At 63.7% G+C, this 11,857-nt stretch carries 12 protein-coding genes and 1 pseudogene; 5 read left to right on the plus strand and 8 right to left on the minus strand.

Annotation, left to right across the window (positions count from 1 at the left end; all coding sequences use genetic code 11):
- Positions 1 to 11: 11 nt before the first annotated feature.
- The 5 genes from PCO31010_RS02175 to PCO31010_RS02195 form a co-directional block, all read right to left on the minus strand.
- Complete coding sequence (locus PCO31010_RS02175; RefSeq protein WP_150662787.1) at positions 12 to 1,892, minus strand: feruloyl-CoA synthase; 1,881 nt, start codon at positions 1,890 to 1,892, stop codon at positions 12 to 14.
- Positions 1,877 to 3,058, minus strand: a complete 1,182-nt coding sequence (locus PCO31010_RS02180; RefSeq protein ID WP_150662788.1) for an ABC transporter substrate-binding protein — start codon at positions 3,056 to 3,058, stop codon at positions 1,877 to 1,879. The genes PCO31010_RS02175 and PCO31010_RS02180 overlap by 16 nt, the downstream gene beginning before the upstream one ends.
- 64 nt (positions 3,059 to 3,122) lie before the next feature.
- Entirely contained in the window at positions 3,123 to 4,043 is a 921-nt protein-coding gene (locus tag PCO31010_RS02185) for a beta-keto acid cleavage family enzyme (RefSeq protein WP_150662789.1), read from the minus strand.
- Between the two features lie 65 nt (positions 4,044 to 4,108).
- Positions 4,109 to 5,035 carry a 3-hydroxyacyl-CoA dehydrogenase NAD-binding domain-containing protein gene (locus PCO31010_RS02190; protein ID WP_150662790.1) on the minus strand — a complete coding sequence of 309 codons (927 nt, stop codon included), beginning with the start codon at positions 5,033 to 5,035 and terminating at the stop codon, positions 4,109 to 4,111.
- Between the two features lie 28 nt (positions 5,036 to 5,063).
- Positions 5,064 to 5,822 (minus strand): crotonase/enoyl-CoA hydratase family protein, encoded by a 759-nt coding sequence (locus PCO31010_RS02195; protein WP_150662791.1) that lies wholly within the window; start codon positions 5,820 to 5,822, stop codon positions 5,064 to 5,066.
- A 217-nt stretch (positions 5,823 to 6,039) separates the two neighbouring features.
- Here PCO31010_RS02195 and PCO31010_RS02200 point away from each other — a divergent pair, with 217 nt between their 5' ends.
- Positions 6,040 to 6,963, plus strand: coding sequence for a helix-turn-helix transcriptional regulator (locus PCO31010_RS02200; RefSeq protein ID WP_150662792.1), 924 nt, complete (start codon positions 6,040 to 6,042; stop codon positions 6,961 to 6,963).
- 142 nt (positions 6,964 to 7,105) lie between these two features.
- Here PCO31010_RS02200 and PCO31010_RS02205 read toward each other — a convergent pair.
- A pseudogene (locus PCO31010_RS02205) lies at positions 7,106 to 7,486 on the minus strand (helix-turn-helix domain-containing protein); the annotation flags it as partial.
- A 103-nt stretch (positions 7,487 to 7,589) separates the two neighbouring features.
- On the opposite strand from PCO31010_RS02205, the gene PCO31010_RS02210 reads away from it, so the two are divergent.
- On the plus strand, positions 7,590 to 8,105 hold the full coding sequence (locus tag PCO31010_RS02210; RefSeq protein WP_150662794.1) for a DUF2938 domain-containing protein: 516 nt from the start codon (positions 7,590 to 7,592) through the stop codon (positions 8,103 to 8,105).
- Between the two features lie 159 nt (positions 8,106 to 8,264).
- Positions 8,265 to 9,050, plus strand: coding sequence for an FRG domain-containing protein (locus tag PCO31010_RS02215; RefSeq protein ID WP_150574278.1), 786 nt, complete (start codon positions 8,265 to 8,267; stop codon positions 9,048 to 9,050).
- A gap of 31 nt (positions 9,051 to 9,081) precedes the next feature.
- Here PCO31010_RS02215 and PCO31010_RS02220 read toward each other — a convergent pair whose 3' ends face one another.
- Together PCO31010_RS02220 and PCO31010_RS02225 are read right to left on the minus strand one after the other, a co-directional pair.
- Positions 9,082 to 10,482, minus strand: coding sequence for a GGDEF domain-containing protein (locus PCO31010_RS02220; RefSeq protein ID WP_150662795.1), 1,401 nt, complete (start codon positions 10,480 to 10,482; stop codon positions 9,082 to 9,084).
- Positions 10,483 to 10,627: 145 nt separating this feature from the next.
- The gene (locus tag PCO31010_RS02225; RefSeq protein WP_150662796.1) at positions 10,628 to 11,089 is read right to left on the minus strand and encodes a hypothetical protein; all 462 of its coding nucleotides are present in this window, start codon (positions 11,087 to 11,089) and stop codon (positions 10,628 to 10,630) included.
- A 52-nt stretch (positions 11,090 to 11,141) separates the two neighbouring features.
- Between PCO31010_RS02225 and PCO31010_RS02230 the strand changes: the two genes are divergently transcribed.
- Together PCO31010_RS02230 and PCO31010_RS02235 are read left to right on the plus strand one after the other, a co-directional pair.
- Positions 11,142 to 11,330 carry a hypothetical protein gene (locus PCO31010_RS02230; RefSeq protein WP_150662797.1) on the plus strand — a complete coding sequence of 63 codons (189 nt, stop codon included), beginning with the start codon at positions 11,142 to 11,144 and terminating at the stop codon, positions 11,328 to 11,330.
- 55 nt (positions 11,331 to 11,385) lie between these two features.
- A complete protein-coding gene (locus tag PCO31010_RS02235; RefSeq protein WP_039398153.1) occupies positions 11,386 to 11,856 on the plus strand; it encodes a VOC family protein in 471 nt (156 codons plus the stop codon).
- Position 11,857: the final 1 nt, after the last annotated feature.

The raw sequence follows: 11,857 nt of genomic DNA on the forward strand, positions 1-11,857 counted from the left end.
AGTTGTCGCACTTAACCGTTGGAAGACGGCAAGCGAATGACCGACGGGCAGTCCGAGTAAAGCCGTGTAACGTCGTCGGCACGCAGCGTCAGCACTGCGCGCTGATTCACGTATCCCTTGTCTGTGATCTCACCTTGCTCCAGCGACGGCGGCGATGCCAGGATGGCCGCGCGCGCCGCGCGTTGCGAACTCCCGGCGTCGTGCGCCAGTTGCGCAAGCGCCTGTGCGATGTGTGAGCGGACATCGTCGTGCATCGCGAGCGTTTTGCCTGCGTGATCGTCCGCGGACACCTGAGCAGACGCCGCCTTTGCCCGCATGGCAGGACTCGGGAAGATCAGTAGCCCGATTTCATCGCGATCGTGGCCCGCGATGACGACATCCGACGCGTAAGGGGCCAACGCCGTTACGGCCCGCAGCCGCAGTGCACCTACGGAAACCCACGTGCCGCTCGTCAGCTTGAAGTCCTCCGACACCCGGCCGTCGAAAATCACCCCCGCGCCGGGATCGTTCGCATCGGACAGACGACCCGCATCGCCGGTGCGATAGAAGCCTTCTTCGTCGAACGCCTGCGCCGTCGCCTCGGGATCGCCCGCATAACTGCGAAATACCGACGGACCCCGCACGCGCATCTCCAGCTTGTCGCCATTGGGCACGAACTTCAGCTCGTTACCCGGTGCGGGCAGACCGATATTGCCCGCGCCCGGGATCGGGAAGTGAACGCTGGTGATCAACGGCGACGTCTCGGTCGCCCCCCATGCCGACGTGAAGAACGGCAGTGTCTCGCAGTGCCGCGAGGCCAGTCGCTCGAAGCGCTGCCATACCGCCGGGGGCAAACTCGCCGCCGCGTAGAACAACACTTGCAGACGACCGAAGAAACGCGCGGCGAATGCCTCGTCGTCTTCGAGAAACGGCGCGAGCGCTTCGAACCCCTTGGGGACGTTGAAGTGCAGCGTGGGCGACACGTCGCGCAGTGCCTCGACGGAGCGCCCCACGAGTTCGGGCACAGGGCGACCGTCGTCTACATAGAATGCTCCGCCGTTGCGCAACGCCATGTGGAAGTTATGGTTCGCGCCGAACGTGTGGCTCCACGGCAGCCAGTCGACCACGACCGGCGGCGTCTCGTCGAGGAAATGCCAGCACTGCGCAATCATCTGCTGATTCGCTGCCAGCATGCGGTGCGTGTTGACGACGATCTTCGGCTTGCCCGTCGAGCCGGAGGTCAGCAGCAGCTTCGCCGTATCCTCGGGGCGCACTTGCGCGAAGGCGTTATCCAGCGCCGCCGATGCCGACGTCGACGCAAGCGTGTCGAAACGCAACCACTCCGCATGCCCATTACGCGTGGCGACGACGGGGCAACGGATCGGCGCGCCGTCGAGCGCGCGCGCGTAGGCATCGCCGTCTTCGACATACACGAGCGCCGGGTCGAGCCGCGCGAGAATACCGTGCAGCTTGCTCATGTCCTTGGCGATGCGCGAATACGCCGACGACACGATGGCCGTCTGGCGCCCCGCCATCATCGCGCCGAGCACGAGCAGCGCGTGGTTGACGCTGTTGTCGGACAGAATCACGACGGGACGCTCACGCGGCACGTCGAGATCGAGCAACGCCTGCCCGATCCCGCGCGCCATCGCCAGCCCTTCGCCATACGTGATCTCACGCCAGAGGCCTGTACCGGACGCGGCATCGCCGGGCTGCCGCCGCTCGGCCACGAAAACAGCCTGCGGCGTCCTTGAAGCCCATTGCACGAGCCAGTCGGCCGGGCTGCGCTCGAACTCGTCGAGCGTAGTGCGCGAGCGAATCACGAAGCTGCCGTCTGCGCGCACCTCGCGTTCGATATCGGGCCGGGCGAGGCGGCGCGCGCCCGCCGCCGCGAGGTTCACTCGATGGTCCACTTTCCGCCCTTCACCGTGACGAGCACGCGACCGTCTTCGCCATAAGCCGAGTGGTCCTGTGCGTTGACATTGATCATGCCGTGCGTGGCCGCCAGACCGCGCGTCTGTTCGACGGCGGTAACGAGTGCGTCGCGAAACGCCTGCGTGCCCGGTTGCGCCTGCTTTGCCGCCACCGCGACGGCACGGTCGAGGACCAGATAAGCGTCGTAGGCGTAACCGGCGAACAGGTTGCGCGAGCCCGCACCGTACTGTGCTTCGTAACGCTTCGCGAAGTCGGTGGCGACGGCCTTGCCCGGATGGTTCGCCGACAATTGCTCAGCGACGAGGATGTTACCCACCGGCAGAATCACGCCCTCTGCACTCTTGCCCGCGACGCGCAGGAAGTCGTTGTTAGCAACCCCGTGCGTCTGGTAGATACGTCCCTTGTAGCCGCGCTCGCGCAACGTGCTCATGGGCAGCGCGCCCGGCGTGCCGCTCGCCGCGATGATGACGGCGTCCACGTTGGACGACATGACCTTCAGCACCTGCGCGGTCACGGACTGATCGTTGCGCGCGTAACGCTCGACCGGTGCGACCTGAATCTGACGAGCGACGGCGCGCGCCTGAATGTCCTTGAGCCACGCTTCGCCATAGGAATCGTTAAAGCCGATGAAGCCCAGCGTCTTCACCTTGTGCGCCTTCATGTCGTCGAGTACCGCGTCGGCCATGACGGCGACCGATTGCGGCAGCGAGAAGACGTAGCGCATCTGCGTGGCGCTCGGCACGAACGGACACAGGCCGAGCTGCGGGGTGCGGGTATCGGCTGCTACAGCGGCGACGGCCAGACATGCGGGCGTGGTCGACGACCCGATGATCGCGTCGACCTTGTCTTCCGTCGCGAGACGGCGCGCGTTCTTCGTCGCAGTGGTCGGATCGGTAGCGTCATCGAGCACGATGTAGCGCGCTGGCAAACCGCCGAGCGTGGGCGGCAACATGCCGACGGCCTGCTTCTCCGGAATCCCGAGCGAAGCACCCGGGCCGGTTGTCGAGAGCGTAACGCCTATGGTGACGCCCGCCGGTTGCGCGTTCGCCTGCGAGGTCGCGCAGAGCATCGCCACACCGGCGAGCGTCGACAACGAAAGGATGCGAGATAGCGCGAAACTGCGTGTGAATCTGTTTGCCGCCATGTGACTTGTCTCCTGGGATGTTTTCGTTCTAGGGGCCGGACAGCTTGCGACGCACACCTTCGCCTTACCGCACGGCGAACTCCGGCAGCACTTCACGGTTGCGCGGCAGGCCCATGATTTCGCGGGCTTCGGTCGGCGTGGCCGGTTCGTAACCCATCTCGCGCACGAGCCGCACGACGCGCTCGGTGAGTTGCTGGTTCGTCGCAGGCACGCCGTGCTCGTAATACAGGTTGTCCTCCAGACCGACGCGCACGTGGCCACCGAGCAGAAGTGAATTCATCGCCGACGGCAGTTGCGCCGGACCGATGCCGCTCACGCAGAAGATGCTGCCCTTGGGCAACAGATCGACCATCGACTGCAACACGCGCGGCGTGTACGGCATGGCGTTCTGGAAGCCGCGATGCACGCCGAGCACGAGATTGACGAAGAACGGTTCGTCGTCGAATCCGGCGGCGGTCAGCGTGGCGAGGTCTTGCACGATGTGCGTGGGGCTGAAGACCTCCCACTCCGGCTTGATGCCGCGCTTCTTCATCTCAATAGCGAGATGCTTCGAGCGCTCCGGCGAGGTGTGCATCAGCAGCTCGCGGCCGCCGAAGCTCGCGATGATGGTCGTCGCATCGAGCGTGCACATCTCGGCACCCGCATCCATGCCTTTCAGGCGTTCTTCCCAGAGGATTTCCCAATAGCCGTTGTCGGCCTGCCCGATCATGTCGCCGTGGACGCCGCCGCCCGTCGAGTTATTGATGACGATGTCGCACTTGTCGCGAATGCGGCGGTTGATGTCGCGATAAATCGCCGGATCGCATGTCGCGCCGTCGTCGCCTGGACGCCGCGCGTGAATCGCCACAACGCTTGCGCCAGCGTTGTAGCAGTCGTAGACATCGCGTGCGATCTCGTCCGGCTGCGTGGGCAGGTGGGGGTTCTGCGACTTGTACGCCATGCCGCCGGTGGGCGCGATGGTGACGATGACTTTGGGTTTGCTCATGCGTGTCTCCTTCTTCGAATCGGTCGTTCGTTGGATCGGATACTTTCAGCGGGGATGCGGAGGGTTCAGGGCTTGCTCGCGAGAATGCCGAGGATGACGGCGTCGCGCTGTGCTTCAAGACGCGCATTGCCCCGGCCAGCCAACTCGGCTTCAACACCCGCGGTGATGCGCGCCTTGAGGTCGTCCGTCAGCACCGGCTCGCCAAGGTCTGCCCACCAGGACTCGATGGGCGGGCCGAGGTGTTCGAGCAGATGCGCGATGCCGCCCGCGCCGCCCGACAAATGCAGATTCAGAAACGGCCCCAGCGCCGCCCAGCGAAGGCCGGGACCGTAAGCGATGGCGTCGTCGATATCCGCTACCGAGGCCACGCCCGTATCCACCAGATGAATCGCCTCGCGCCACAGCGCCGCTTGCAGGCGGTTCGCGATATGCCCCTTCACTTCCTTGCGGACGTGGATCGCGCGCTTGCCGATGGCGCGATAGAACTGCATGGCGGTGTCGATGGCGGCTTGCGACGACTGTTCGCCACCGATCACCTCGACGAGCGGAATCAGATGCGGCGGATTGAACGGGTGCCCGAGCACCACGCGCTCGGGATGCGCGCACACCGACTGCACCCGGCTCATCAACAATCCCGACGAACTCGACGCAATCACCACCGACGGCGGCAACGCGTCGTCCATCTTGCGGAAAAGATCCTGCTTCAGGTCTTCGCGCTCGGGGCCGCTCTCCTGGACGAAGTCAGCCCCTTCGAGCGCGGCGTCAAGCGTGTCGTGGAACGTGAGGCTGTCGCGTGTTGCGCCCGCCGTCAGCCCGATGCGGATAAGCGTCGGCCAGTGCGCATCGACGGCTTCGCGCAGGCGCTCACGTGCGCCCGGCGCGGGGTCCCACGCACTCACGCGCAGACCGCGTGCCAGAAAGTACGCGGCCCAGCTCGCGCCGATGACGCCGGTGCCGATGACGGCGACCTGTTCGATGTTGTCGTATTTCACATTCGTCTCCGTGGGGATGGCCGGACGGCTAGCGCGCCGCGCGGCCCAGAAAGCGTTCCATACGCTCGCGCGCTTCGGGCGTGGCGAGCATGAGTGCGCTCGTCACCGATTCGGTGAAGAGGCCGTCGGCCATCGACATATCGTGAATGCGCGACAGCGCATGTATCGTCGCCCAATTCGACAGCGGGCTGTTCGCCGCCGTGTCACGCGCGAGTTGCGTCGCCAGCGCGAGTCCGTCGCCACCGTCAACTAGATAGTGTCCGAGGCCCAGGCGCTCACCGTCGACGGCGTCGTAACGGCGGCCCGTGAGCATCATTTCCGTCATCCGGTCCGGGCCGAGAATGCGCGCCACACGCACCGAGGCGCCGCCGCCGACAAAGATGCCGCGCTTGCCCTCGGGCAGTTGGAAGAACGCGTTGCGCTCGATCACGCGCACATGGGCGGCCAGCGCCAGTTCCAGCCCGCCACCAATGACAGCGCCTTGCAGGACGGCAACCACCGGGCGTCCACCAAACTGAATCTCATGGAAGACCTTGTGCCAACGCTGTGAGACGCGCAGCACGTCGATGGGATCGCGCGTGCTGTTCTCCGAGAGATCCAGCCCGGCGCAGAAGTGCTCGCCAGCACCGCTCAGGACAACGGCACGGACGCTGTCGTCGAAATCGCGAAAGGCGGCTTCGAGCGAATTGATGGCCGCATCGCAAAGCGCGTTGCGCTTCTCGGCGCGGTCGAGGGTGACGAACGCGATGGCGTCTTCGACGCGCACGCGCAGGTGGGGATAGGTCATGGTCTGCATCGCTCCAAATCGTGAAAAGTATCTTATAAGATATTTTCCTCGTTGCGCGATTTGTGCAATGCAGTTCAGGGTTAACAGGGATATTTTGTCATTAAAAGCAATTTAATGCATATTTAGAGGCACCGATGCAGGAAACGAGCGGCGAGACGCTTCCTATGTGCTATCTCATAGTATATTTATCAGCAACCGCACCCTACCCCGTTAGCCCATGAAAACACCGCCTGCCGCCACGTCACAGCCCGATCCGGCCGAAGATGCCGACGCCGGGGTGACGTCGCGTCTGGCCTCCCTCGCCCGGCAGGTGCGCATGCTGCGCGCCCAGCGCGGCATGACGCGCAAACAGCTCGCTGCGCAGTCCGGCGTCTCGCTGCCGTATCTCGCCCGAGTGGAAGCCGGTACCGGCAACGTGTCTCTCGCGGTGCTGCACAAGCTGGCCGAGGCTCTGAACGTGGGCGTCGAAACATTGGTTGCCGAGCGCTCCATTCACGACGGCGATCTGCTCATCCTGATCGAGTACCTGCGTCAGCAATCGCCGGAGGTACTCTCGCGGCTGCGCCGCCAACTCGTCGTGCCTGTCGCGGCCGACACGGGACGGATGGGCCAGCGCATCGCGCTCATCGGTCTGCGCGGTGCGGGCAAGTCAACGCTCGGGCCTCAACTGGCGCAAGCCATCGGCGCGCCCTTCATCGAACTCGACAAGGAAGTCGAACGCGAAGCCGGTATTGCCATCGGCGAAGTCATCACCCTATACGGGCAGGCCGCGATGCGTCGCATCGAGCGGCAGTGCATCGAGCGGATCATCGGCGAGCAAGAGCGTGTCGTGCTGGCCACCGGCGGCGGCATCGTTTCGGAAGCGCCGACCTTCGAACGTGTGCTGCGTGCGTTCCGTACGGTATGGCTGCGCGCGCGCCCGGAAGTCCACTTCCAGCGCGTGATGCAGCAGAACGACGCACGCATCGCCACCGAAGCCCTGCGCAACGAGGCGCTCGATCACATCCATCGCATGCTCGACGCCCGCGAGTCGCTGTACCGGCTCGCCGACATCACGCTCGACACGTCGGACATCACGCCCGAGGCCGCGCTTGCCGACATCAAGGTCCGTCTGTCGTCCTGCGGGATATCGCGCGGATGACGCTTCGCGAGGGCTGCTTCGCAGGCTTGCCGGATCGGGGTGCACGCGTCTCCAGCGGGGACGCGTTCGTGCCCCTCGCCGCCTTCGCCCCCTTCACGCCCTTCACGCCCTTCACGCCCTTCACGCCCTTCACGCCCTTCATGCTGGCAAGCCGCATCAGACGCTGAAACTGCGGGCATGCCAGATGCTCCGTCGCCGGACACTCCGCCGCGTGGCGCAAGCCGTCACGCAACGCGCTCAGTTGCCGGATCGTCTTGTCGATGTCCTCCGCCTTCGCCCGCAACCGCTCTCGGTCGATATTCGCCTTGCCTTGCGGCAACAACATCCCGGCGATGTCGTCCAGCGAGAATCCGGCCGTGCGACCCAATGCGATGAGCGACAGCGTCTGCAAGACCGACTCATCGTATTGCCGTCGCAACCCACGTCGGCCCGTCGCGGCAATCAGCCCCTTCTCTTCGTAAAACCGCAGCGTGGACGGCGGCACACCCGCATGCGCGACGACGTCGCCAATGTCCAGTGTCATGTCGAGACTCCCGCTTGACTTCAAGTTGACTTGAATTCGTATAGTGCCCTAATCGCGGACTTGCCGTCACGGCACGGACGCACTGTCGACTCAGGAGATGACAATGACAACGCTTACCTTCGTCGCGCAGATCCTTGCGATCGGCGTCTTCGCGACGGTTGTGATGGACCTCTGGGCGCTGTTGCTTCGCCGCGTCTTCGGCATTGCATCGCTCGACTTCGCGATGGTCGGACGCTGGCTTGGGCATATGCCTGCCGGTCGCTTTGCTCACGCTGGCATCGCCCGTGCGACGCCCGTTGCGGGCGAGAAAGCGCTCGGGTGGTTTGCGCACTACGCTATCGGTGTTGGCTTCGCGGCCGCCCTCGTCATGCTCGCGGGTTCGGAGTGGTTGGATGCGCCGACGTGGCCCATGCCGCTCGCATTCGGCGTAGCCACCGTCGTGATGCCCTTCTTCGTCATGCAACCCGCGTTCGGCGCCGGCATTGCCGCCAGCAAGACACCCAAACCGGCACAGGCACGCCTGCGCAGCCTGATGACGCACACGGTGTTCGGTCTGGGTTTATATGCGGGCGCGTCGGTGGTGAGCGCCGCAGTGGTCATAATCGCCACCTCGGACTGAACGCAAGTCCGCGCGAACGAACCCTTCGCGCTTGAGCTGTCACGGACGCCGTACTATAGTGGCCGACGCCATGCCGCACTCGTTGCGCTGTGGCGTCCTCACAAAATTGCATGGCGGCACAGGGCACCGTGGCACGCCGACACAAGGATTTCGCCCACTATGGACACCACTGTCGTCGAGAGCTGGAAGGATTTCATGGAGCTGTCCTCCCGCTTCGAAGGCTGGGCGTTTCGCGGGCAGCAAGACGCCCGCTGGCATCTGCAAAGTTCGCTCTCCCGCTACCTGCACGCCTACGTGTCGGACAAAGAGCAGTGGCGCAGCCGCGAGGCCCGCGCGATTCGCATCTTCCGTCGCAAGGCGCACAATCACGTGCCCTGGCCCGAGCTGCTGCACGACGACCTGCGCTGCCTCGGGCTGATGCAGCACCACGGCGCGCCCACTCGTCTGCTCGATTTCACCAAGTCACCATTCGTGGCGGCGTTCTTTGCACTGGAACGCGCAACGTCCGACTCTGCCATCTTTGCGCTGAACACACCCGCGCTGTACGACGACCGCGCACGCCCGCGCCATGCGCCGTGGCTCACCCGCGATACCATCGATCCGCGCGTCAAGGGGAATATGGAGAAGTACTTCCTCGGCAACGACAACGAGGTGGTCTGGTTCGGCGAGCCGGAAGAAATGGATGGCCGCCTGATCGCGCAGTCCGGCACCTTCGTCGTGCCCGGCGTGATCGACCGGCCGATGCATCGCATTCTGGACGGCTACGAGAGCGACGAACCGTTGCTGCGCAAGATCGTGCTACCGGTCGCGCTGCGCGCCGACGCGATGAAGTGGCTCTACCGGATGAACGTGACGAACGCGTCCCTGTTTCCGGATCTCGACGGACTCGCGCGCTCAATTGCCGTCGAAATCGAAATGGTCTGGCCAACGCAGACGCTGGGGTAATGCAGGCGATACAGCGATGCTCAGTGCCGCGTCACATCAAACGTTCGAGAAAACTCGCGCCACCTGACTTGCGCGCCGCCTTGTTGGCGTACATGCGCTGATCGGCCACGCGGATCAGTTCGCTCATCGATTCGCCATCGTCAGGGAAGACGGCGACGCCCACGCTCACCCGCACCGTCAGGCTCGCATCGTTCACCGAAATTGCCTGTTCGATCTCCGAGCGCAGCCGGTTCACGGCGAAGTCGATGCGCTCGACGATCTCGGCGTCCTGCACGATGGCGACAAACTCGTCGCCCGAATGCCGCGCCACGAATCCGCAGTCCGTCACCCCGGCCTTCATGCGGCGTCCGATCTCCTTGAGCAGCAGATCGCCGGTCGCGTGTCCGAGGCTGTCGTTCACGTCCTTGAATCCATCGATATCGGCGAAGAGTAGCGCCAGTTTGCCGTTGGTGCGCTGCGCGCGGCGTACCGCTTCGCTGGCGAATTCGCCGAATGTACGGCGATTCGGCAGTCCGGTCAGCTCGTCGAACCGCGCGGCCTTGTAGAGATCGTCGATGAGTTGCTTGCGCTCGATAGCGAGCGCCGTCTGATCGCACACGAACGCCAACAGCCGTTGTGCCGCTTCCGCCTGCAACGCCTTCACGGGTCCGTAAATCATGAGCGTGCCGACGGCGCGCCGCGCCGTATGCATGGGCAACACCGCCAGCGCGTGCCGTGCGGCCTCAACGTTATCGCTCAGTGAGAATGACTCGGTGCGCACGTGCACGGCATCCTTCGCGGGATCGGCGTCGGGCACCGTCTCGATCAGTTGCCAGAGCGGCTCCTGTGCATTGGTGGCGTGCGTCGAAAGCGCTTCTGCCTGCGTCCAGTCGAGCAGCGGGACGTCCGTGCTATCGCGGTACTGATAAGCCTTGTCCCACACACGCAGGTCGGCGTCGCAGGTCGCGACGACAATAGCGTCGATGGGAAATAGCGTGCCCAGCGTGTCGTGGACGGCCTTGCAGAGGGAGCGAATATCGGCGGCGTCGTGGGCCGCTTCGGAAATCGAGTAGGTAGCGCGCTGCAAGGCTTCGGCGCGCTTGCGGGCCGAGACATCGCGGGCGACACCGATTCGCATGCCGTGTTCTTCGGACCAGCGCGCCGACCACATGATGTGGACGTAATGACCGTCTTTGTGGATGTAACGGTTTTCGAACCCGATCCGCGGGCGGCCCGCCATGACCAGCTTGGATTCTTCGATGGTTCTGTCGCGATCTTCCTTCGCCACGAAATCGATCATCGAGCGCCCCATCAACTCTTGCGAGCTATAGCCGAGAATAGCTTCGCAGGCCGGACTCACGTAGACGAGAGTTCCGGACCGATTGACGAGAAACACTGCGTCCAGCAGCAACTCCATGCAACTTGCCAGGACGTCTTTTGTTACGAATTCCATTTATTTCGAACGGCCATCAAGCGCCCGGCCCCGATAAGGCAATCTCAACATGTGAATATTTCATCACCATGACAACGCAAGACCTGCGATTGCCTTCCTGCGACGGCCGTTGCCAGGACCGACCAGCCACTCCGACCGATTTCGCTTAAAAAATCAATTGCTTGACCCAACGCGGTGTGACGACATCCGCCGCGCATTCCTCCCGCACCTTGCTGCATGCCGCCGCGTACTCGGTACGCAGCAGCTTGATTCTCGCCGCCACCAGATGACGGAATCCCAACTCCCGTTCGCTGAAGCCCACCCGGTCGACGTATCGCGTGCCGTCCGGTAAAGCGCCTCGAATTTCGTAATAAATTACCCCGTCGCGCGAATACTTCACCACTTTGGCTGCCATCTTGTCCCGATTCTTATTCGTTATTGCCCGCCATTCTTCCCCCCGATATTTTTGACTGTCCGGGTTTCGGTGATTGTCACTTGGACTTTTCAAATAAGCAACCGGCAAAACAGACCCGTGGCGCCCGCGCGACGGGGCTTTCCGGGCGACGGAGGCCACGAATCGACTATCGATCCGCCGATTGTTTTCGACGCGATGGCCGCGAAAATTCATCAGATATTTTTATTCCCTTCATTGCATCGGAATACGAATTAAATACCCTGATTTGCTGGGCCTGTATCCGGTGGTCTCTGCGCCTGCCGGTATCGGTCCGGGCAACGTACCGATACTGCAGATCGTGGCCAATACGCTCGACGACCTCTCGGCCTTCCAACTGGCGGCGGCGTACTCACGCGCAGCACCGTCGCTCTACACCGGCCGTGGGATGCCCGGCTTCCACAACGAACCGGTGTAGTAACCTGACTCGCCTTCGCCTTCTTCGCGTCGGCGACTCACGACAGGAGACGTTCATGACGAAGCTCGTCACATGTGTTTGGTTCAACGGCGAGGCCCGCCAGGCCGCCGAATTCTACGCCGCCACCTTTCCCGACAGTCACGTGCAGGCGCGCCATGTCTCGCCCATTCCGGGCATTGGCGCCGGGCAGGAACTGACGGTCGAGTTCACCGTGCTGGGTCAGCCGTTCGTCGGCCTGAACGGTGGCCCGGAGTTCAAGCCGAACGAGGCGATCAGCTTCATGGTCGTCACGAAGGATCAGGAAGAGACCGACCGCTACTGGAACGCCATCATCGGCAACGGCGGCGCCGAATCGGCCTGCGGCTGGTGCAAGGACCGCTGGGGCTTCTCGTGGCAGATCACCCCGAAGCGACTGCTCGATCTCATGGCCGATCCCGACGTCGCCAAAGCGCGCCGTGCGATGGAAGCCATGATGACCATGCACAAGATCGATATCGCCACGCTCGATCGCGCGGCAGCGGGCTGAA

The sequence above is a fragment of the Pandoraea commovens genome, assembly GCF_902459615.1.
GTDB classification, from domain to species: domain Bacteria; phylum Pseudomonadota; class Gammaproteobacteria; order Burkholderiales; family Burkholderiaceae; genus Pandoraea; species Pandoraea commovens.